General features: G+C 62.8%; 25 protein-coding genes. 16 read left to right on the top strand and 9 right to left on the bottom strand.

What is annotated here, in order from left to right; all coding sequences use genetic code 11:
• Window positions 1-462 (top strand): phosphotransferase (locus tag NKH93_RS19770; protein ID WP_352971497.1); only part of this gene is annotated, 462 nt, incomplete at its 5' end.
• Window positions 463-489: 27 nt separating this feature from the next.
• On the opposite strand, the gene NKH93_RS19765 is transcribed toward NKH93_RS19770, so the two are convergent.
• Window positions 490-957: a carboxymuconolactone decarboxylase family protein gene (locus NKH93_RS19765; RefSeq protein WP_352685017.1), complete on the bottom strand. Its 468-nt coding sequence runs from the start codon at window positions 955-957 to the stop codon at window positions 490-492.
• Between the two features lie 85 nt (window positions 958-1,042).
• Between NKH93_RS19765 and NKH93_RS19760 the strand changes: the two genes are divergently transcribed.
• The 4 genes from NKH93_RS19760 to NKH93_RS19745 all read left to right on the top strand — a co-directional run bounded on the left by NKH93_RS19760 (window position 1,043) and on the right by NKH93_RS19745 (window position 3,753).
• Complete coding sequence (locus tag NKH93_RS19760) at window positions 1,043-1,714, top strand: TetR/AcrR family transcriptional regulator (RefSeq protein WP_352820217.1); 672 nt, start codon at window positions 1,043-1,045, stop codon at window positions 1,712-1,714.
• Between the two features lie 4 nt (window positions 1,715-1,718).
• Window positions 1,719-2,330: a hypothetical protein gene (locus NKH93_RS19755; protein WP_352472592.1), complete on the top strand. Its 612-nt coding sequence runs from the start codon at window positions 1,719-1,721 to the stop codon at window positions 2,328-2,330.
• Window positions 2,327-3,175 (top strand): 23S rRNA (adenine(2030)-N(6))-methyltransferase RlmJ, encoded by an 849-nt coding sequence (locus NKH93_RS19750; RefSeq protein ID WP_352771103.1) that lies wholly within the window; start codon window positions 2,327-2,329, stop codon window positions 3,173-3,175. Before NKH93_RS19755 ends, NKH93_RS19750 begins: the two co-directional genes overlap by 4 nt.
• A 125-nt stretch (window positions 3,176-3,300) precedes the next feature.
• A complete protein-coding gene (locus NKH93_RS19745; protein WP_023677684.1) occupies window positions 3,301-3,753 on the top strand; it encodes a hypothetical protein in 453 nt (150 codons plus the stop codon).
• A 36-nt stretch (window positions 3,754-3,789) separates the two neighbouring features.
• On the opposite strand, the gene NKH93_RS19740 is transcribed toward NKH93_RS19745, so the two are convergent.
• Complete coding sequence (locus NKH93_RS19740; protein ID WP_352472594.1) at window positions 3,790-4,149, bottom strand: VOC family protein; 360 nt, start codon at window positions 4,147-4,149, stop codon at window positions 3,790-3,792.
• Window positions 4,150-4,266: 117 nt separating this feature from the next.
• Here NKH93_RS19740 and NKH93_RS19735 point away from each other — a divergent pair, with 117 nt between their 5' ends.
• A complete protein-coding gene (locus NKH93_RS19735) occupies window positions 4,267-5,019 on the top strand; it encodes a sulfite exporter TauE/SafE family protein (RefSeq protein ID WP_352971495.1) in 753 nt (250 codons plus the stop codon).
• A 38-nt stretch (window positions 5,020-5,057) separates the two neighbouring features.
• Here the strand turns inward: NKH93_RS19735 and NKH93_RS19730 are convergent, their stop codons facing one another.
• Entirely contained in the window at window positions 5,058-5,693 is a 636-nt protein-coding gene (locus NKH93_RS19730; protein WP_352501863.1) for a TetR/AcrR family transcriptional regulator, read from the bottom strand.
• Window positions 5,694-5,755: 62 nt separating this feature from the next.
• On the opposite strand from NKH93_RS19730, the gene NKH93_RS19725 reads away from it, so the two are divergent.
• From NKH93_RS19725 to NKH93_RS19715, 3 genes are all read left to right on the top strand, one after another.
• A complete protein-coding gene (locus NKH93_RS19725; protein ID WP_352971493.1) occupies window positions 5,756-6,286 on the top strand; it encodes a DinB family protein in 531 nt (176 codons plus the stop codon).
• Between the two features lie 494 nt (window positions 6,287-6,780).
• The gene (locus NKH93_RS19720; protein ID WP_352971491.1) at window positions 6,781-7,179 is read left to right on the top strand and encodes a hypothetical protein; all 399 of its coding nucleotides are present in this window, start codon (window positions 6,781-6,783) and stop codon (window positions 7,177-7,179) included.
• 486 nt (window positions 7,180-7,665) lie between these two features.
• On the top strand, window positions 7,666-8,262 hold the full coding sequence (locus NKH93_RS19715; protein ID WP_352472598.1) for a glutathione S-transferase family protein: 597 nt from the start codon (window positions 7,666-7,668) through the stop codon (window positions 8,260-8,262).
• 77 nt (window positions 8,263-8,339) lie between these two features.
• Here the strand turns inward: NKH93_RS19715 and NKH93_RS19710 are convergent, their stop codons facing one another.
• Complete coding sequence (locus tag NKH93_RS19710) at window positions 8,340-8,990, bottom strand: outer membrane protein (RefSeq protein ID WP_292662341.1); 651 nt, start codon at window positions 8,988-8,990, stop codon at window positions 8,340-8,342.
• 419 nt (window positions 8,991-9,409) lie between these two features.
• On the opposite strand from NKH93_RS19710, the gene NKH93_RS19705 reads away from it, so the two are divergent.
• From NKH93_RS19705 to NKH93_RS19675, 7 genes are all read left to right on the top strand, one after another.
• Window positions 9,410-10,186 (top strand): SDR family oxidoreductase, encoded by a 777-nt coding sequence (locus NKH93_RS19705; protein WP_352472599.1) that lies wholly within the window; start codon window positions 9,410-9,412, stop codon window positions 10,184-10,186.
• Window positions 10,183-12,261: an excinuclease ABC subunit UvrC gene (gene uvrC / locus NKH93_RS19700; RefSeq protein WP_352920946.1), complete on the top strand. Its 2,079-nt coding sequence runs from the start codon at window positions 10,183-10,185 to the stop codon at window positions 12,259-12,261. Before NKH93_RS19705 ends, uvrC begins: the two co-directional genes overlap by 4 nt.
• A 100-nt stretch (window positions 12,262-12,361) precedes the next feature.
• Window positions 12,362-12,958 (top strand): CDP-diacylglycerol--glycerol-3-phosphate 3-phosphatidyltransferase, encoded by a 597-nt coding sequence (gene pgsA / locus NKH93_RS19695; RefSeq protein ID WP_023719790.1) that lies wholly within the window; start codon window positions 12,362-12,364, stop codon window positions 12,956-12,958.
• 1 nt (window position 12,959) lies between these two features.
• Window positions 12,960-13,217, top strand: a complete 258-nt coding sequence (gene moaD, locus NKH93_RS19690) for a molybdopterin converting factor subunit 1 (RefSeq protein ID WP_023677674.1) — start codon at window positions 12,960-12,962, stop codon at window positions 13,215-13,217.
• 3 nt (window positions 13,218-13,220) lie between these two features.
• The gene (locus NKH93_RS19685; RefSeq protein WP_352501868.1) at window positions 13,221-13,700 is read left to right on the top strand and encodes a molybdenum cofactor biosynthesis protein MoaE; all 480 of its coding nucleotides are present in this window, start codon (window positions 13,221-13,223) and stop codon (window positions 13,698-13,700) included.
• 65 nt (window positions 13,701-13,765) lie between these two features.
• Window positions 13,766-14,533, top strand: coding sequence for a YbaY family lipoprotein (locus tag NKH93_RS19680; protein ID WP_352971488.1), 768 nt, complete (start codon window positions 13,766-13,768; stop codon window positions 14,531-14,533).
• A gap of 194 nt (window positions 14,534-14,727) precedes the next feature.
• Entirely contained in the window at window positions 14,728-14,997 is a 270-nt protein-coding gene (locus NKH93_RS19675) for a hypothetical protein (protein WP_023677671.1), read from the top strand.
• A gap of 75 nt (window positions 14,998-15,072) precedes the next feature.
• Here NKH93_RS19675 and NKH93_RS19670 read toward each other — a convergent pair whose 3' ends face one another.
• From NKH93_RS19670 to NKH93_RS19650, 5 genes are all read right to left on the bottom strand, one after another.
• The gene (locus NKH93_RS19670; protein WP_352617685.1) at window positions 15,073-15,681 is read right to left on the bottom strand and encodes a class I SAM-dependent methyltransferase; all 609 of its coding nucleotides are present in this window, start codon (window positions 15,679-15,681) and stop codon (window positions 15,073-15,075) included.
• Window positions 15,682-15,938: 257 nt separating this feature from the next.
• On the bottom strand, window positions 15,939-16,361 hold the full coding sequence (ndk, locus tag NKH93_RS19665) for a nucleoside-diphosphate kinase (protein WP_352971486.1): 423 nt from the start codon (window positions 16,359-16,361) through the stop codon (window positions 15,939-15,941).
• 240 nt (window positions 16,362-16,601) lie between these two features.
• Window positions 16,602-16,898 (bottom strand): DUF1905 domain-containing protein, encoded by a 297-nt coding sequence (locus NKH93_RS19660; RefSeq protein ID WP_352971484.1) that lies wholly within the window; start codon window positions 16,896-16,898, stop codon window positions 16,602-16,604.
• Window positions 16,899-17,043: 145 nt separating this feature from the next.
• Entirely contained in the window at window positions 17,044-17,679 is a 636-nt protein-coding gene (gene bluB, locus NKH93_RS19655) for a 5,6-dimethylbenzimidazole synthase (RefSeq protein ID WP_352971481.1), read from the bottom strand.
• Window positions 17,680-17,992: 313 nt separating this feature from the next.
• On the bottom strand, window positions 17,993-18,703 hold the full coding sequence (locus NKH93_RS19650; RefSeq protein ID WP_352971479.1) for a glutathione S-transferase family protein: 711 nt from the start codon (window positions 18,701-18,703) through the stop codon (window positions 17,993-17,995).
• Window positions 18,704-18,752 lie beyond the last annotated feature (49 nt).

Raw genomic sequence — 18,752 nt, 5'->3', positions numbered from 1 at the left:
TTTGGGGCCACCCCCGCCGCCCCCGCGGCGGGGGGGGGGGGGGGGGGCGGCCGCCCCCCCCGGGGGGCGGCGGGGGGGGGGGGGCCGCGGGCCTGGGCCGCGGGGGGCCCGGGCCCGCCGGTCTGGGTCCATGGCGACGTCGCCTCGGGCAATCTGCTCGTCGAAGATGGCAAGCTCTACGCGGTCGTCGATTTCGGTAGTTCGGCTATCGGCGATCCTGCCTGTGATCTGGTGATCGCGTGGACGGAATTTTACGGCGAGAGCCGTCAGGCGTTCCGCGACGCCATTGCCCTTGACGAGCACAGCTGGGCGCGCGCACGGGGCTGGGCGTTGTGGAAGGCGCTGATCGTCGCTTCGGGACATGACGGCAACCAGCGCGAGGCGGAAAAATCGTGGCGGGTCATCGATGAGGTGCTGGCGGATCACACAAACAGTCGAAGCGGGAAGGCTAATTCAGTCTGAACGCGTCCCGCTCGAATAACGAAAGCATTACTGCCCGCCCATCTCCTTCCTGAACGTATCGAAATCGACCTGCATGCCGTTGAAGATGGTGCTCCAATGGCGGGTCAGCGCTGAAACGGCGACCGCCTCCTGGATCTCCTCGTCGGTGGCGCCGGCGCGCTTGGCGTCCTGCGTGTCCGACCAGATACAGTAGTTGCACGGGATTTGCGCCGCTACTGCCAGCGAGATCAGCGACTTGACCTTCGGCGGCAGCGCCGTCTTGTCGCTGAGCTGGATGGCCTTGACCTCGGCCCATGCACCAGGCAGACCGACTTTCGGGAACTGCATTACGAAACTCGGTACGCCGCCCATGGTCGACTGGATGTCCTTGACGGTCGCGTCATACTCATCGGCATAAGAAGGAGCTGCAGCCAGGGTCAGCACACAGGTGGCGGCGAGCAGGCAGGCGCGGCGGATGGAAGAATGCGTTGATGAAAGAGTACGATAGGCAGACATGACATTCTCCTCTGGCGTTTGTTGGCCTTACGGTGTAAGGTAACGTCGAAAATGAACCTTACATCGTAAGTTGTCAAGCGGCACCATGGACACATCGATCAAAAAAAAGCGACCGCGCGGCCGGCTGTCTCGCGAGATGATCGAGAATGCCGCTTTGAAGGTGATCGAGAGCGAGGGCCTCGCCGGGTTTTCGATGCGCAAGCTGGCGGCAGAACTCGGCTGCGAAGCCATGAGCATCTATCACCACTTTCCTTCGGTGGCGCATCTCTTCGAAGCCTTGGTGGATCGGCTGATCGGCTCCCTCGAAATGCCCGACGCGGACCTCCCTTGGCGACAAAGGTTACGCATTGCCGTGCAGGATTTCCGCCGCGTCGCGCGTGAGCACCCGGCCTTTGCCACGTTCCTTGTAACCTACCGGATGAATTCGCCGACGTGTCTCACTTGGCTGAACGGCATCCTTGGCCTGTTCGAGGCCGGCGGCTTCGGACCGGAACTGGGTGCGCGGCTGTTCCGCACCACTGGCTATTATCTGATGGGTGCCATCCTCGACGAGACTGCCGGCTATGCAAAGGGGCCTTCGGCCGTGACCATCGTCAGCGACGAGCAACTGGCGCAGGATTTTCCAAAAATAGCTGCGGCCGGGCGTTATTTCGGCACCGCCGACTTCGACCGGACGTTTGATCTTGGCCTTGACATGCTCCTGGACGAAATGGAGAACGCCCGCGACCGCGCCATCGCGCCGAACACCGGGTCTTGATGTCATGCGCTCCCTGTTCGCCCTGATACTGCTCATCGGTACCGGCATCGGCGTCGTCTATCCCTGGGCGATGACCAATTTCTCCGGCCGTGAGATCGGCACCTGGCGAGTTTACGACCAGGGCCGGTTCAAGCCGGTGACCGTGCCCCTGAGCGCACGCGACGGGCCGCTACGCCTGCTGGTCGACCTTACGGCAAGAGCCGAGCGCATCGTCTCGCAGCAGCGCACTGTGTTGACCCTCACTGCCGCCACCGGCGGCAGGACGGTGCTCGCCTCGACGCTGCAGTTCAACCATTCCGACAATCCGCGCCAGGTCAGCCCGCAACTGCCGGACAGGATCTTTCGCGACGAGGCTGGCCTGATCCCGACCGTTACCCCTGGTTCCTACATCTTCACCGTCGGTCCGGGCGACGCCGAAGGCATTCCGATGCGGGCCGTCGATCTCGTCCTGCGCTCGGGGGCCGGCGAGGTCGACCGCCGGGCGCGCCCGGTTGGTTTTTCCCTGATGGCGGCGGGCCTGGTCGGGCTGGTGCTGGCATTCCGTTTCGGCGGCCGCCGGCCGGAAAATCCGAACTCGCAGCCGCCACCGCCGCGCTGGGGCAGGGGCTCCAATTGAACTATCGCCATGCCTACCATGCCGGGAACTTCGCCGACGTCGTCAAGCATGTCGTGCTCAGCCGGCTGATTGAATATCTGAAACAGAAGGACAAGGCGTTTCGGGTCATCGACACCCATGCCGGGATCGGCCGTTACGATCTGTCCTCGACCGAAGCGCAAAAGACCGGCGAATGGCAAGGCGGCATCGGCCGGCTCGTCGATGCGGCCCTCGATGCGCCGGCGGCAGCACTGCTGGCGCCGTATCTTGAAGCCGTCCGCTCGCTCAATCCGGACGGCGGCGTGAAAAAATATCCGGGTTCGCCGTTGATCGCCCGGCACCTGATGCGCAAGCAGGACCGGCTGTCGGCGGTCGAACTGCACCCTAAGGATGCCGCCAGGCTGAAGGCGCTGTTCGACGGCGACTTCCAGACCCGGGTGATCGAGCTCGACGGTTGGCTGGCCCTCGGCGCGCATCTGCCGCCAAAGGAAAAGCGCGGCCTCGTGCTCATCGATCCGCCTTTCGAGGAAGAGGGCGAGTTCGGTCGCTTGGTCGACGGGCTGCAAAGAGCCCATCGGCGCTGGCCAGGAGGGATTTACGCGCTGTGGTATCCGCTCAAGGACCGCAGGGCGGTCGCCGCCTTCCGCAAGGCGCTGAAGCAGACGGGCATTTCGAAGCTGCTCGACATCGGTTTTGAGATCAGGCCGGACGCCGTCGAGCCGAGCCTCGACGGCTGCGGCATGGTGGTGGTCAATCCGCCCTTCACGCTGGAAGGCGAGTTACGGACGCTGCTGCCGGCGCTGCACCGGCTGCTTGCACTTGAGCAGCCGTCGCATTGGACGCTGGACTGGCTGGCGGGAGAGTAGTTTGAGGGCGCGGCCCTGCCGTTCCGTCAGCGCAACCATCGTCACCACAACCACGGTCGCTACAACCGCTTGACCGCGCGTCAGCGAATCCGCACAGTGCGCGCAGTCGACCTTGAGAGGCTGCCATGACTCGCTTCGCCCAATCCGCCCTTGCCGCACTGCTCGCCTTTTGCACGCCGCTGGCCGCGCCTCTTGGCGTCACCCAGGCAGTCCAGGCGGCCGACCTTGCAATCTATACCGACGAGGATAGCGGCGTCTGCGGCGAGGCCTGGGTGCTGAACAAGATCACCGACCGCTTCTCCTATCAGGTGCATCACGTGCCGCATCTGCCGGATGTGCAGATCGTCGACTTCCAGCGCATCCACCAGCATCGCTATCTGCCGGCCGACGACACCTGGCCGATCGGCCGCCGTTATTGCGGCGCCACCGTCAGCCTCTCCGACGGCGGCGCTCGCACCATCTGGTACCTGATCGAGGAAGGCCAGGGCTTTGCCTCGATCGGCGACAATGTCGAATTCTGCGTCTCGGGCTTCGACCGCTGGATGGTCTACAACGGCCGGTGCCGCGTCCTGCGCTGACCAGCGCCTTCCGATCCCGACGGATTGTTGCGTCACTTAGGTGGTCGAGAAAAGGAACACCTGACGGCCATCAGGATCACGGACGATCACACGTCTGCCCATAGCCGTCGCCTTGACGTCCGCAATGATTCCAAAGCCGTTGGCCTTGGCGGCAGAAGCAGCTTCATCTGCGTTGGCGACTTCGAAGCCGATCATCGTTCCCGCTCCTTCCGGCGTCGTTGCTTCTGCCGGGTAGAGTTCGATCGCAAGCCCTTCACCTTGGAACGCGAAATGTATCGGACCGGAGCCATGCTGCTCTTGCCTGAAGACAATTCCAAAATTCGCGTAGAAAGCCGCGGCTGATCTGGGATCAGCCGAAAACCATGTGACAAATGCCAAGCTCGGCAAGGAGGACATTCATACCTCTCTGGTGTTGAGGGTCCAAGGTCGGACGAGGTTGCGAAAATCGGAGACTTCCATGCATGTCAACGCCAACCGACCACATCGATCATTTTGCGGGGGAAACAGCACCACATGGATTCGCTTGTTTATACTGTTACTCTCGGCGCGGTCGTTGCAGGCTTCGTCCAGGGGCTTTCCGGGTTCGCTTTCAGCCTGGTTGCCATGTCCATTTGGGTTTGGACCGTGGAGCCCCAGCTTGCTGCCGCCATGGCGGTCTTTGGGGCGCTCACCGGCCAGATCATCGCCGCCGTCACCGTCCGCCGGGGCTTCGACCTCAAGCTTCTGCTGCCATTCCTGATCGGGGGGATCATCGGGATTCCGGTCGGTGTCGCCATCCTGCCTTTGCTGGATGTGCAGTTGTTCAAGTTGGTCTTCGGAGCGCTGCTGGTCGTTTGGTGTCCCTTGATGCTCTTTGCGCCTCGCCTCCCTCCCATCACGGTCGGGGGTCCTGTTGCAGACGGTGCAATAGGTCTGGTCGGCGGCATCATGGGTGGACTTGGCGGCTTCACCGGCCCGGTTCCAACGCTGTGGTGCGTGCTGCGCCAATGGGAAAAGGACAGGCAGCGTATTGTCATCCAGAATTTCAACCTTGTGACCCTCTCCATGACGATGGCTGCCTATCTTGCGGCCGGAAAGATCAAGCTCGAAATGCTGCCGATGTTTGCCCTCGTCGCGCCGGCGATGTTGATACCGACACTCCTTGGCGCGAGACTCTACATCGGCGTTAGCGAGGCGACTTTTCGAACGATCGTCCTCACACTCTTGGCCGCATCAGGTGCGGCATTGTTGGCATCGTCCTTGCCGCACCTCGTAAGCCGGGTTTGAACGACACACAGAAATCCCGACTTCCGCCGTGCCATGCGCTATCGACCGATGCGGCCTGCTCCCGATAGGTAGGCGCAGATCAGTTCGACGAGTTGCTTTTGCAGCTCCGGCGCGGCGAGCATGTTCCGGCGTGCCGCGTTATGGATCACACCTTCGATCGCTGACGACAGCACGCGCGCCACGGCCTCCGTGTCGGCGCCTTTCCTTGGCTTGCGATAAGTGGCGACAGCAGTCGCATAGTGATTGAGGTATTGTGCCTGGAACGAAGCATGGGCGGCCCTGGAGCCGCGATCGCCCGGCGCCTCGTCGAGCAGCACCTGATGTAGTGTCGGGTGAATGCTGTGCGCAGCGATCATGCCGCGCACCAGCTCCTGCGCGAATTTCCTGAGCGGCTTTTGGTCTTCCGCCGAATCGCGAATGACCGACAGCACATGATCGAAGTGACGGCGCCGGACGGCAGCGAGCAGGGAAAGCTTGTCGGGAAAATACTGGTAGAGCGTGCCGATGCTTACACCTGCTGTCTCGGCAACCTTGTTGGTGGTGAAGCCGGCCCACCCCAGCCCGCTCAGAACATGAGCCGCCGCCTCGATGATCGCCTCGACGGTTGCCCTGGAACGCGCCTGGCGCGGCTGTTTGCGCATGCGCGGATGCGGTTTTGCAATGCGAGTAGACACGTTCGCCCATTCTCCTGAAAATATAAACAACATACTCGCATTTCCGAAAAAGGACACCGACCATGAATGCGCTCGCTCTGCTTCGCAGCCTGTTTGCCTATCAGGCCTGGGCCAACGACGAACTGCTGGAAAAGCTCGCGAGTCTCGACCCGCATGTTCACGGCAAGGAACGGCAGGCCGTGATAGGGCTCATCGATCACAGCCATGTGGTGTCGCGGATATTCTCGGCGCACCTGGTTGACGCAAGCCATGGCTACTCCGCCGATAGCACCGAGGACACGCCGGCGTTCGACGAACTTCGCGCCGCAGTCGCAGCGACCGATCGCTGGTATCTCGATTATCTCGAAACCGTCTCGTCGCGGCAGCTGTCCGAGCCCGTCGCATTCGTGTTCACCGACGGGGATAAGGCATTGATGTCGCGACAGGAAATGCTGACCCACGTCGTACTGCACGGCGGCTATCATCGCGGTGAAGCGGGGCGCATCCTGGCGCAGATTTCGGTCATGCCGCCATGGGATACCTTCGCCGTCCATCTCCACAGGGCCGAGCCTTCGCGCCGGCTGCAGATAAGCCGTGAGCCGCTCGGCGCCTGAACGGCCAAGCGCTTTCGATCACGCGGTCGCCTCGACCGGATCTATCGAACGATATCCTGTCCTTCAGAAATGCGAGCTGTCTGCTTACTTTCATCGCGTCGTGCAAGATAGTGCAGCGGCGTGCTCGTCGCGTTGCTTCCTACTTACCTGTAGTTTATCTTTTCGAACAAGACGAGGCGGGCGACCGCCTTCGTTCTTGACAATGTTCGCGCTGAGCGTCGGACGTTGAAGCGCAAAGCTGGTCGAAAAGGTCCTGAGCTTGACGAGAAGACCGGTCGAGATAGAACGACCAGAATTTCTGTCGCAGAACTTCGCTGCGGGACACAAAGATTCGCAGCCGGTTTTTGCGCGGGTAAAATGGTCGCGCGCTCGCCGTAACCGAAACTTAAGCTGCAAAAATCATTCTAATGCTTCGCTGGCTAGCAAGCCGCGAGTCAGATATGCAATGCGCGCCGGGTCAATAACGGCCGTCGGCACAACGGAAGGGGCATGATATGGCTAAGCAGTCATCCAAAGCGCCGGCATCCAAGGCACCGGCAAAGTCACCGGCAAAGAAAGCACCGGCAAAAGCAGCCGCGGCAAAGGCCGCAACTGCTGTGAAGAAAGCAGCACCCGCGGCCAAAGCGAAGGCCGCTGCGCCTAAGGCAAAAGCAGCGCCGGCCAAAAAGCCGGCCGCCAAGGCCGCGGCAAAACCGGCCGTGAAGAAAGCAGCACCGGCCAAGGCCAAGGCTGCACCGGCCAAGAAGCCGGCTGCAAAGGCCGTGGCGAAGCCCGCTGCGAAGAAGGCAGCACCGGCAAAGGCCGCCGCTGCGAAATCTTCCGCAGCAGTGAAGAAAGCAGCGCCCGCGGCCAAGCCGAAGGCAGCGCCCGCAAAGGCGAAGGCCAAGAAGTAGTCGCCGTTCTCCGATCGCCGGGGACAGTACTCAAGACAGCCATGGCGGGATGCCTAATAGGCGCCTCGCTTGCTGGCTGACGGTCGGGCAGGACGAGAAAGAGGCGGGAGGAAGACATCTTTTCGCAGCTCCCAGGACTTCGCCGTGCGGCGAAGTCCGGTGGGATTTTCGTGGCTGCCAAAACCAAACCTTCGGTGCAAGGCCTAGTTGGTAGTTGCTCGGATCTGGATTGTCCGACGCGCTCGCGTCTGCCGACGCACCTCCGATTCATCGCATCCGAACGCGAGACAATGGTTGTACGCTGGCGGCGCGGTTTTCCGCCTCTGGCCGTTGATGAACCCTGCATGATCGGTCAACGGTGCCCATGCACGAGCCCCTGTCGGAATCGATTTTCGGTGAGGGTCATGCACGAAGTCACAATGCTACCGCATCCTTTGCGCGTCCAATGGGGCATATGGAGCTGTAGCCGGCAAACAGGAATCGACAATGCCCAGACTGCTCTACGCGTCTACTTCTCCCTACAGTTCCAAGGTGCGCATGGCAGCACTTCATGCCGGCATCGCCGTCGATCTCGTGCCGATAAAGACCGAGGAAAGACCGGCCGCGCTGATCGGCGCCAATCCGCTCGGCAAGATCCCGGTGCTGGTGCTCGACGACGGCCGCTCGGTCCATGACAGCCGCGCCATCACCCAGCATCTCAACCGGATGTCGAAGAACGCATTGTTTCCGCGCAATCCCGACAAGCGCCTCGAGGCGGAGGTGCTGGAGGCATTGGCCGACGGCATCTGCGACTGCGCGCTGTCGATGGTCTACGAGCGGCGCACACGGCCGGAAGAGATGGTCTACCAGCCTTGGCTCGAGCGCCAGTGGACGAAGATTTCGGACGCGCTCGATCTGCTCAACGCAAACCCGCCGAAGCTGCCGAAGAAAATCACCCTCGGCCAGATCGCATTGCGCGCCTGCCTCGGCTATCTCTCGCTGCGCTTCGCTGGAAAATGGGAAAAGGGCCGCGGCCGGCTGACGCGCTGGGCGGCACGCTTCGACGAGAAATTCCCGGAGCTGAAGCCCGCCATCCCGGCTTGAGGGCGGGCGGCCCCAACCGGTGCCACAAAAAAAGCCGGGCGCGAGGCCCGGCTTTTTCGTGTCGTGGCTTGGACGACTTAGAACTTCATACCGACGCCGAAAGTGACGCGATTGTCGGTCGACTTGACCTTGCCGATACCGTCGAAGTCCTTCCTGCCGAAGTCCGTGTAACGATACTCGACACGGCCGAACACATTGTCGGTGATCTTGATGTCGGTACCGACGCCGGCTGTCCAGCCAAACTGCGTGTTGGTGTCGCTTACGCCGGCAGCTTCAATCTTCTGGTTCTTCAGCGCGCCACCGGCGGTGCCGTAGAGCAGGATGTCCGGGGTGACAGCGTAGCCGAGGCGGGCACGCAGCGAGCCCTCGAAGCCACCCTTGGCCTCGATGCCGGCATCGTCGCCCTTGACGCCGTTGTAGCCGATATCGGCTTCGGCACCGTAGACGAAGTTCTCCTGCTGCCAGTTATAGCCGCCGAAGACGCCGCCGACAAAACCCTTGGTGTCGACGTCGACGCCAATGTCTTTGGCTTTGGCGTGGCCAGCGAAGCCGTAGCCGACGCTCACACCGGCATAGGGACCGGCCCAGGATGCGACCGGAAGTTCTGCGATCGGGGCAGGTGCCGGCGGCTCTTCCTGAACCACGTCCGCGGCATAGGCGGTTCCGCCGAGGGCGAACAGCCCAAACGCCACCGCGAGCGGTCGCGCAAATTTAAGATTGGCTTGCATTGTTCTTTACTCCTTAAGCCACAGGACACAGGCTTGTTGTTTATGAGCGCCCTCAACCCGTCCGGGGGATGAAACGGATCCGGCGTTCAACGGTTCCAAATGTCGTGTCGAAATGCGGCTGAAGCGAACCTGAACTTGGGTCATTCCCTGGCACGAATGAGGCAGAACCTTGACGTTGCATCTTCGCAACAGCGAATGTCAGCAGGTTCGCCGTGCTGCACTGCACACGGCTTGGTGTAAGGGCTCCAGAGCCCTATATTGCGGGCGGGCTGGCCCGAATTCCGGTCGAACCAAAACGCCCACCGGGCACTTTGCCACAATCCTGCCCCAGGTGGAAATGGGATTTAACGCTTGGCGGGCCATAATTTGCCGGCGCGATCCCGGCAGGCCGGAATCGGCATCGGATTAAGGATTGACAGATGAGCAAGGTCGCCGCGACGGCACTGGTGACGGGCGGTGCGAAACGGATCGGCAGGGCGATCGTCGAAGATCTTGCCGCGCATGGTTTTGCCGTCGCCATTCACTGCAATCGCTCGCTGGCCGAGGCGGAGGCACTGGCGGCCGAAATCAACAGTGGTCATTTTGGTCGACATGGCCGGGCCGCAGTGATTGCTGCCGACCTGACCGAGATGGACGCCGTCAGCAACCTGGTCGGTCGCGCGGCGGCGGCGCTCGGGCCGGTGTCGCTGCTGGTCAACAACGCCTCGCTGTTCGAGCACGACAGCGTTGAGGATTTCGACTGGCCGGCCTGGGATCGCCATTTCGCCATGCATGTCAAGGCGCCGGCGCTGTTGGCACAGACTTTCGCCCGGGCCTTGCCGCAGAACAGTGAGGGGCTGATCGTCAACATGATCGATCAGCGCGTCTGGCGACCGACGCCGCGTTATTTCTCCTATGCGCTGTCGAAGTCGACCTTGTGGGCGGCGACCGAGATGATGGCGCAGGCGCTGGGTCCCCGCATCCGTGTCAACGCCATTGGTCCTGGCCCGACCTTGAAGAACACGCGCCAGCACGACAGCGATTTCGATGCCCAGATTGCCGGGCTGATCCTGAAACGCGGCCCGGAATTGCCGGAATTCGGTGCCACTATCCGTTATCTCTGGGCGGCACGCTCGGTCACCGGCCAGATGATCGCGCTTGACGGCGGCCAGCATCTTGCATGGCAGACGCCCGATGTGACAGGCATGACGGAATGAGCCCCATGGACCAGAAACAAAAAACGCGCGGTGGCGCCGACGACCTGCCGCCCGAAATCGACCTCGAGGACGAGGCGGCCGAGGAAGTCGTCGAGCCTGCAGCCAGCGGTCCGGACGTTACCTTCACCGCCATCGACTGGACCCCGCATGCCGGCGACGCCGACGGTATGGTCGGCGCCGAGGTGATCCAGACGCTGGTAAAGCGGCTGCCCAATGCGCCCGGCGTCTACCGCATGATGAATGCCGCCGGCGACGTGCTCTATGTCGGCAAGGCACGCAGCCTGAAGAAGCGGGTCACCAGCTACGCGCAAGGCCGGTTCCACACCAGCCGTATCGGCCGCATGGTGCGCGAGACATCGACCATGGAGTTCGTCGTCACCCGCACCGAGATCGAAGCGCTGCTGCTTGAAGCCAACCTCATCAAGCGCTTGCGGCCACGCTTCAACGTGCTGATGCGCGACGACAAGTCGTTCCCCTATATCCTGTTGACCGGCGACCATGTCTCGCCCGGTATTTACAAGCACCGCGGCGCGCGCTCGCGCAAGGGCGACTATTTCGGCCCCTTCGCCTCGGCCGGCGCAGTTGGCCGTACCATCAACTCGCTGCAGCGCGCCTTCCTGCTCAGGAGCTGCACCGACTCCTTCTACGAGAACCGCACCCGGCCTTGCCTTTTGTTCCAGATCAAGCGCTGCGCCGGCCCGTGCACCGGCGAAATCTCGCACGGCGACTATGCAAGGCTTGTCGCCGAGGCGAAGGATTTTCTCTCCGGCCGCAGCCAGAAGGTGAAGACGGAGATCTCCGCCGCCATGCAGCAGGCTTCGGAGAACCTCGATTTCGAACGCGCCGCCATCTATCGCGATCGGCTGGCGGCGCTGTCGCATGTGCAGAGCCATCAAGGCATCAATCCGCAGACCGTCGACGAGGCCGATGTCTTCGCCATCCATCAGGAGGGCGGCCAGGTCTGCATCCAGGTGTTCTTCTTCCGCACCGGCCAGAACTGGGGCAACCGCGCCTATTTTCCCAAGGCCGATCCGGCGCTCGAAGCCGGCGAGGTGCTGGGATCGTTCCTGGCGCAGTTCTACGACGACAAGCCGACGCCACGCACCATCCTGTTGTCGCATGGCGTCGAGGACCAGGAATTGCTGGCGGAGGCCCTCTCCACCCGCGCCGGCCGCAAGGTGTCGATCTCCGTGCCGCAGCGCGGCGAGAAGAAGGACCTGACCGACAACGCGCTGCAGAACGCGCGCGAGGCGCTCGGCCGGCGGCTCGCCGAAACCTCGACCCAGGCGCGGCTGCTCACTGGCTTTGCCGAGACCTTCGGCCTGGAAAAGCCGCCGGTGCGCATCGAGGTCTATGACAACTCGCACATCATGGGCACCAACGCGGTCGGCGCCATGGTCGTCGCCGGGCCGGAAGGTTTTGTGAAGAACCAGTATCGAAAGTTCAACATCCGCTCGACCGAGATCACGCCGGGCGACGATTTCGGCATGATGCGCGAGGTGATGCAGCGGCGCTTCTCGCGGCTGTTGAAGGAACATGGTGACGCCCCGCAAACCGAGGGCGCGGACGAGGCGAGCCCTACCGAACCGGGCGACGATATCGAGGACGCGGGCGCCTTCCCCGCCTGGCCCGACGTCATCCTCATCGACGGCGGCCAGGGCCAGATGACGGCGGTGCGCAAGATTCTCGCCGATCTCGGCATCGAGGACCGCGTCGTGGCCATCGGCATCGCCAAGGGTCAGGACCGCGATGCCGGCCGCGAACGCTTCTTCGTCAAGGGCAAGGCCCCATTCTCGCTGCCCGTTCGCGATCCGGTGCTCTATTTCGTCCAGCGGCTGCGCGACGAGGTCCATCGCTTCGCCATCGGTTCGCACCGCGCCCGCCGCAAGAAGGAGATGGTCAAGAGCCCGCTCGACGAGATCAGCGGCATCGGCCCCGGCCGCAAGCGCGCGCTGCTGATGCATTTCGGTACGGCCAAGGCGGTCAGCCGTGCCGCCGTCGAGGACCTGGTCAAGGTCGACGGCATTTCGGAGCAGGTGGCGAAATTGGTCTACAATCATTTTCACGAGAGCTAAGACCTATTGCCGATATTTCGGCTGGCTAATCGATTCTGGCCTGTTGACCCCCCACATTCGCTTCTGATTTGACTAAGCAGGCAGAAAGAGTTCCCAAAACATGTCCCAGCGCGCGTTCAACCTGCCCAACATGCTCACCTACGCCCGCATCCTGGCGGTGCCGCTGGTGGTGCTGTGCTTCTTCCTGGAAGGCCATCTGAAATCGAGCGACTTCGCGCGCTGGTCGGCGCTCATCATTTTCCTGCTCGCCTCGATCACCGATTACTTCGACGGCTATCTGGCGCGCGCCTGGCAGCAGACCTCCAACATCGGCAAGATGCTCGACCCGATCGCCGACAAGCTGCTGGTCGCCACTTGCCTGCTGCTGCTTGCCGCCGACACCGACCGCCATGCCGGCATCGCCGGCTGGTCGCTATGGGCGGCGATCATCATCCTGTGCCGCGAGATCCTGGTCTCGGGCCTGCGCGAATATCTGGCGGCCTTGAAGGTCTCGGTGCCGGTGACGCAGCTCGCCAAATGGAAGACCACCATCCAGATGATCGCCATCGCCTTCCTGCTTGCAGGTCCCGCCGGCGACAAGATCTTCCCGCTGACCACCCAGACCGGGCTGGTGCTGCTGTGGATCGCAGCCCTGGTGACGCTCTACACCGGCTACGACTATTTCCGCGCCGGCCTCAAGCACATCATGGATGAATAAAATGTCGACGAAGCTCATCTATTTCGCCTGGGTGCGCGAGCGGATCGGCAGACCGGAGGAAGAGGTCGAACTGCCGGCCGGCATCGAAACGGTCGCCGACCTGTTGCGCTGGCTGAAATCGCGCGGCGAGGAGTACGAGAACGCGCTGCAATATCCTGACGTGATCCGCGTCGCCATCAACCAGGAACATGTCGAGCACCGCGAGAAGATCGCCGGCGCGCGCGAGATCGCGCTGTTCCCGCCGATGACCGGTGGCTGAACCATGTCCGCGGTGGTGCCGGTCGTGCGCATCCAGGCGGAGGATTTCGACGTCGCCGCCGAGATCGCCAGGCTGACCAGGGGTCGCAACGATATCGGCGCTGTGGTGACCTTCTCCGGCCTTTGCCGCGACGAGCAAGGCAGGCTCTCGGCGCTCGAGCTCGAACATTATCCCGGCATGGCGGAAGCCGAGATATCCCGCATCGCCGGCGAGGCAATCGAGCGCTGGCCGCTGCAGGGGCTCACCGCGATCCATCGCCACGGCAAGATCGCGCCCGGCGAAAACATCGTGCTGGTAGTGGCGGCTTCCGCCCACCGGCAGGCGGCGTTCGAGGCCGCGAATTTCCTGATGGACTATTTGAAATCACGGGCGCCGTTCTGGAAAAAGGAACACCATAGCGACGGTTCCGAGGGCGGCTGGGTCGATGCCAAGGATGCCGACGACAAGGCGGCGAGCCGCTGGAAGCAGCCGCCGTCCGAATAAATCCCGCGACAGCCATTCATTGACCGTAATCCTGCGAGACCCTTTGCCGGAAGGGGAGCAGGATCATGCTGGACAGGATCGCCGAGTTCTTCATCTTCGGACTGGTGCCGCTGGCCGTCGGCATCCTGGCCGTCCCGGATCGTTCTGCGGCTGCCGAAAAGACCCTCAAGGGCGAGGTGATGTATCGCGAGCGCATCGCGCTGCCGCCCAATGCCGTGCTTTCCGTGCAGCTTGCCGACGTGTCGCTGGCCGACGCGCCGGTCGCAATCATCGGTGAGCGCAAGGTGGTGCCGGCCGGCCAGGTGCCGATCAAGTTCGAGATCAGCTTCGATCCGCGGGTGATCCGGCCTGATATGACCTACGCGCTGCAGGCGCGCATCACTGTCGATGACCGGCTGCTATTCGTCACCGATACGCGCCTCCAGGTCGACCCGCTCAGCGACGCGCCACAGACCATCATGCTGAAAATGGCGGCGCCGGGCGACGAGCCGGCGGCAGCCTCCGTGTTCGGCCAAAGTTGGCTGGTCGAATATATCGACGGCATCGGCGTGATTGCCGAGCCACGGGCGACATTCCGCATCAGCGAAGCCGGCAAGGCCGGCGGCAGCGGCCCTTGCAACGTCTATTTCGCCACCGCCAGGATAAACGGCTCGACGATCGCTGTCAGCGACATCGGCTCGACCTTCAAGGCCTGCGCGCCTCAGGTCATGGCCGAGGAAAAGGCGCTGTTCGAGGCGCTGGCCAAAGCAGCATCCTACCACGTCGACGCCGGCAAGCTTGTCATCGCCGACAGAGACGGCCGCGACATCCTGCGCTTCAACGCCGCGAGCTAGCGCTTAGTCCGCGCCGATTGGCCCGCGCGGCAGCCGCATGCCGATCACGTTGTGTTTCAGCGGGAATAGGCCGGGCAGAGGGCGCGTTAGTTCCACATAAAAATGGCGGGTAAGGCAAAAGGGACGTTGTCCCTTCGTTGAAGCCGCCAGAATGGCTGCGGCTCGTTCTGGCCTTAACTCAAAGGAGTCCAGACATGAAAACGCACACGCTTATCCTTGCCGCAACCGGTGCATCGCTCCTTGCCTTTACCGGCCTTGCCAAAGCGGACGACCATCTCGTCAATGCTCTTGACCACGGTCTCAAAGCGGACAGCCAACCGTTCCAGACCAACAAGGCCGGCCATAGCGGCGATCTCGCACCGGGGCAGGGCAGCCCGTTTTCAGGTGAAGAGACCAAGACCCCGTCCACCGACACGGAAGCGGCGAACGAACATGCGAACGTGAAGGAACGCGAGGCGAAATAGACTGGCAGAACCCGCCGCTAGGGGGCGGCGGGCGACATGTATCGGGCGACGATGCCGCATCTCATGCGATATTTCTCAATTCGTCGCGAGTTTGAATACCGCGCCATAGTGATAGGGCGGCACATCAACCAGCTCGGCGAGCTTGAACCCGCTCGCTTCCACCGACGCGGTGGTCTGTTCGGGTGACAGCCTGAGCTCGGTCTTTGGCCCGCGCGGCTCGCCCAGGACCGTGGTCTGCTCGCGCGGATACTGGTGCCAGTTGACGATGGCAAAACGACCGGCAGGGCCAAGCGTCGCGCGCACGGCGCGGGCAAGCCGCGGCCGATCCGGAACGCCGTGGAAAGCGTTGGCGATAAAGACGAAGTCGACGGTTTGAGGCACCAGCCTGGCAAGTTCATAGGCGTCGCCCGCCAAAAACTCGCAATTGCTCGCGCCTCCTTCGGCCAGCCGCCGCCTGGCGACTTCGAGCAGATCGGCATCAATGTCGATAGCGATTACATGACGGGCGACCCTGGCGATTGGCAGCGTGAACCAGCCGTCGCCGCAGCAGAGATCGACCACGTCCGTGCCGGGCTTCATGCCGACTGCCGCCAGAACACTGGCAGGCTCGGGCCACAGCGCTTCCCACCAGCCGCCGGTTGGCATTTCGGTGCCTTGGAAGAAACCGGGAATGGTGCTGGTCATGGCCTGGTCGGCTCCATTGTCGGGACCGCGTTTGATCCGCCCCTCCGAGCTTAACGCACCCGTGACCCGTCGAGGAGCCTGAAGCTGAAATGTCCGCTACTGCATGTCGCGCAAAACTGTGCAGCGGTTTTGCGATAACGACATGCATCAAGACAAGAAACCTGAAACGCGTCGCATGAGACCGGTCGAACGCGACGCGCTTTAGCAAAAAAGGCCGACGTTGCGCCGGCCTCTTTGATGGGGTTCGGGATGCCGGCTCAGCCGACGATCTCGGTGTCCGAGAACCAGTATTTGATCTCCTGCGCGGCGGTTTCCGTCGCGTCGGAACCATGCACGGAATTCTCGCCGATCGACAGCGCGTGCAGCTTGCGGATGGTGCCTTCGGCGGCGCTTGCCGGATTGGTGGCGCCCATCACTTCGCGGTTCTTGGCAATGGCGTTCTCGCCTTCCAGTACCTGCACGACTGTCGGGCCCGACGACATGGACTCGACCAGCTCGCCGAAGAACGGACGCTCCTTGTGGACGGCATAGAAACCTTCCGCCTCGCGGCGGCTCATCCACACCCGGCGCGAAGCGACGACGCGCAGGCCGGCATCTTCCAGTATCTTGGTGATAGCGCCGGTGAGATTGCGACGGGTCGCGTCGGGCTTGATCATGGAAAAGGTGCGTTCGAGCGCCATGGGATCGTCCTTGTGATGGAGAGTGGAATTGAGGGTGGCGGGCTCTATACAAGCCGCCCGCCGCCTTGCCAAGGGGAGGCCGGTGCAGCGCGCATTTCTGCGCTGGGGCGGCGGACTTTCAAGTCGAACCATGCCGCCGCTCATCTTTTTGTTGAGCATCGGATTTTCCGACAACCGGTACCCACTTTGGATCCGACCGACTGGGCTATAGCGCGTCGTCGTCAGCCTGACCCAACGTCGTCATAACTGCATCTCGATCGTCAGGTTGGCCGTGTCGCCAGCCCCGAGGCCTTCGCGAACCCGCACCGCGGTCTTGATCGGCAAGAGCAGGCTGCCGGATTTCTTGTCGGGAAACAGCGATGTCCGCCATCTGGTCTGGCCGACGACGGCTTCCACGCCAAGCGAGCCCCAGGGCCTTGCCATCCCCACCATCGCCGTCTTGATCCGGGCTCCAAGCTCCGGCGGCAGCGTCACGAAATGCCAGCCGCCCTTGCCCGGATAGACCCAGATCTCGGCCTGCATGTCGAAGCGAAACATTCTATGCCCTTCCTCAGGTCAAGCCCGTCACTACTGGCTTTGCCATGGTGTCTCGCTGGCAATGCTGACGATCGGCGAAACCATCCATGACATCCACAGCCCTGCAGGGAGGAGTCATTCTTCCCCGCGCAGCGCCGCCATTCCACTACCGCCTTGTCACGATAGACGGCCGCCGGGTTTCCCAGCCTTCCCGCTCCAGTTCCGACACGCTGTGGTTCTCGCTGGGGTAGCCGATGCAGAAGTAACCGATCAGTGTCCACTCCGGCGGCACGTCCAGGATCGTCGCCATCTCGGCCGGATCGAGGATCGAGACCCAGCCCATGCCTATTTCTTCGGCTCGCGCCGCCAGCCACATCGTGTGGACCGCCATGACAGCCGAATAGTCTATGGTGGCTGGCATGGTCTGGCGGCCGAGCCCATGCCCTTGCTCGGTTGCGCGGTCGGCGAAAACCGCAAGCTGGCAGGGCGCCTCATTCAGGCCGGCAAGCTTCAGGCGCGAATACAGGGCGGCGCGTTCACCGCAAAAGGTTTGGAGTGCCTCCGCGTTGCAGCGCTCGAAGCAGGCCCTGACGGCGGCGCGGCATGCTTCGCTCTCGGCGACGACGAAGCGCCAGGGCTGGCTCAGCCCGACGGACGGCGCGGCGCTGGCAAGCTCGAGCAGCCGCTCCAGCGCTCCATCGGGGAGCGGCGTCGGCTTGAACCGCCTGACGTCGCGCCGCCACAGGAAAAGGTTGGCGAGCGCAGCGCGAAAATCGGCCGGGAACTCTGGGTTTGCCGTCATGGCGCGTTGCCTTTGTTGTGATTGCCCGGTTCGCCGGATGTTCGTCTTGTTTGCTTCGATCCAGGCGCTGATGAGGCGCTTCGAGCGACACTTCGTCTACCCGCATTGTCGCATTTCGCCGGCTGGCAACTTTCAGCTAAGGCCGGACGACATCGCCGCGATCTACGCCGTTGGACCTCGATCGGCAAAACAAAACCCGCCTCGGCAGGCCGGGCGGGCGTCGGTGCGAATCATCACCATATCGAGATTAGTAGCATAGCTTCCGGCACAAAGCAAGAACAAAATGTGGCGCCTCCGATAAAAACTGCCGATTTCAACTCTCGAGCGGGGCGATCGCTGCCGCCGCGACGTTGCGGCCGAGGCCGCCATGCAGATCGAGGCATCGTTCGAACCATTGCGCCACGACATCGCTGTCGTCGAGCAGCCGGTAGGGCGTGGCGATGCGCGCCCATTGCAGCGCGCCGAAGACGATGTAGTCGGCAAATAGCGGCGACCGGCCTCCGATGAAGGGCTGATAGCCAAGCATCGAGCGCAGCGGCTCCAGCGAGGCGCGGAAGCCGGCGAGCCCAGCGTCGCGGGTGGCGTAAACCGCCTCCAGGCGCTTGCCGAAGCGCTGCTCGCGGTTCTGCCGGAAATAGGCGGCGTTCGCCTCATCCTGCATAGCGTGCAGGTCCAGTATCGCAGCGGTGGTGACGTAGGGATGGATGGTCAGCTGCGACCAGCGTTCGATGAAGCGCGTCGTCGCCTTGCCGCCGTCGCCGGAAAACAACGTCGGCCGCTCGGGATAGGTCTCCTCGAGATAGAGCGCGATGGCGAAGGAATCGGCGACCACCGTCTCGCCGTCGCGGATCACCGGAACGAGCTTCGAGACGCCGCCTTCCACCTTCGGCACTTCGACGAAACGGGTCGGCACGCTGGTGATGTCGAGCCCTTTGTGGGCCAGCGCCATCGCCGCCTTCCAGCAATGTGGGCTGAATGGGCGGGCGGCATCGCGTCCGACAAGGTCATAGAGCAGAATGGTCATTGGCGGCAGCGTCCTTGCAGTCTAACTATGCCCGAAACGGACCCGCGCA

This window comes from Mesorhizobium sp. M0954 (assembly GCF_040319155.1).
Taxonomy (GTDB): domain Bacteria; phylum Pseudomonadota; class Alphaproteobacteria; order Rhizobiales; family Rhizobiaceae; genus Mesorhizobium.
The sequence above is the reverse complement of the archived record's forward strand: the minus strand, read 5'-3'. Positions and strand labels throughout refer to the sequence as shown.

Excerpts from the sequence above, each read along its gene's own strand:
- NKH93_RS19670 (WP_352617685.1), bottom strand. The coding sequence starts at position 15,681 with ATGACCAGCACCATTCCCGGTTTCTTCCAAGGCACCGAAATGCCAACC.
- NKH93_RS19705 (WP_352472599.1), top strand. The coding sequence starts at position 9,410 with ATGAGCAAGGTCGCCGCGACGGCACTGGTGACGGGCGGTGCGAAACGG.
- NKH93_RS19675 (WP_023677671.1), top strand. The coding sequence starts at position 14,728 with ATGAAAACGCACACGCTTATCCTTGCCGCAACCGGTGCATCGCTCCTT.
- NKH93_RS19660 (WP_352971484.1), bottom strand. The coding sequence starts at position 16,898 with ATGTTTCGCTTCGACATGCAGGCCGAGATCTGGGTCTATCCGGGCAAG.
- NKH93_RS19735 (WP_352971495.1), top strand. The coding sequence starts at position 4,267 with ATGGATTCGCTTGTTTATACTGTTACTCTCGGCGCGGTCGTTGCAGGC.
- NKH93_RS19745 (WP_023677684.1), top strand. The coding sequence starts at position 3,301 with ATGACTCGCTTCGCCCAATCCGCCCTTGCCGCACTGCTCGCCTTTTGC.
- NKH93_RS19755 (WP_352472592.1), top strand. The coding sequence starts at position 1,719 with ATGCGCTCCCTGTTCGCCCTGATACTGCTCATCGGTACCGGCATCGGC.
- NKH93_RS19760 (WP_352820217.1), top strand. The coding sequence starts at position 1,043 with ATGGACACATCGATCAAAAAAAAGCGACCGCGCGGCCGGCTGTCTCGC.
- NKH93_RS19720 (WP_352971491.1), top strand. The coding sequence starts at position 6,781 with ATGGCTAAGCAGTCATCCAAAGCGCCGGCATCCAAGGCACCGGCAAAG.
- NKH93_RS19650 (WP_352971479.1), bottom strand. The coding sequence starts at position 18,703 with ATGACCATTCTGCTCTATGACCTTGTCGGACGCGATGCCGCCCGCCCA.
- bluB (WP_352971481.1), bottom strand. The coding sequence starts at position 17,679 with ATGACGGCAAACCCAGAGTTCCCGGCCGATTTTCGCGCTGCGCTCGCC.
- pgsA (WP_023719790.1), top strand. The coding sequence starts at position 12,362 with ATGTCCCAGCGCGCGTTCAACCTGCCCAACATGCTCACCTACGCCCGC.
- uvrC (WP_352920946.1), top strand. The coding sequence starts at position 10,183 with ATGAGCCCCATGGACCAGAAACAAAAAACGCGCGGTGGCGCCGACGAC.
- ndk (WP_352971486.1), bottom strand. The coding sequence starts at position 16,361 with ATGGCGCTCGAACGCACCTTTTCCATGATCAAGCCCGACGCGACCCGT.
- NKH93_RS19680 (WP_352971488.1), top strand. The coding sequence starts at position 13,766 with ATGCTGGACAGGATCGCCGAGTTCTTCATCTTCGGACTGGTGCCGCTG.
- NKH93_RS19710 (WP_292662341.1), bottom strand. The coding sequence starts at position 8,990 with ATGCAAGCCAATCTTAAATTTGCGCGACCGCTCGCGGTGGCGTTTGGG.
- NKH93_RS19740 (WP_352472594.1), bottom strand. The coding sequence starts at position 4,149 with ATGTCCTCCTTGCCGAGCTTGGCATTTGTCACATGGTTTTCGGCTGAT.
- moaD (WP_023677674.1), top strand. The coding sequence starts at position 12,960 with ATGTCGACGAAGCTCATCTATTTCGCCTGGGTGCGCGAGCGGATCGGC.
- NKH93_RS19685 (WP_352501868.1), top strand. The coding sequence starts at position 13,221 with ATGTCCGCGGTGGTGCCGGTCGTGCGCATCCAGGCGGAGGATTTCGAC.
- NKH93_RS19725 (WP_352971493.1), top strand. The coding sequence starts at position 5,756 with ATGAATGCGCTCGCTCTGCTTCGCAGCCTGTTTGCCTATCAGGCCTGG.
- NKH93_RS19715 (WP_352472598.1), top strand. The coding sequence starts at position 7,666 with ATGCCCAGACTGCTCTACGCGTCTACTTCTCCCTACAGTTCCAAGGTG.
- NKH93_RS19765 (WP_352685017.1), bottom strand. The coding sequence starts at position 957 with ATGTCTGCCTATCGTACTCTTTCATCAACGCATTCTTCCATCCGCCGC.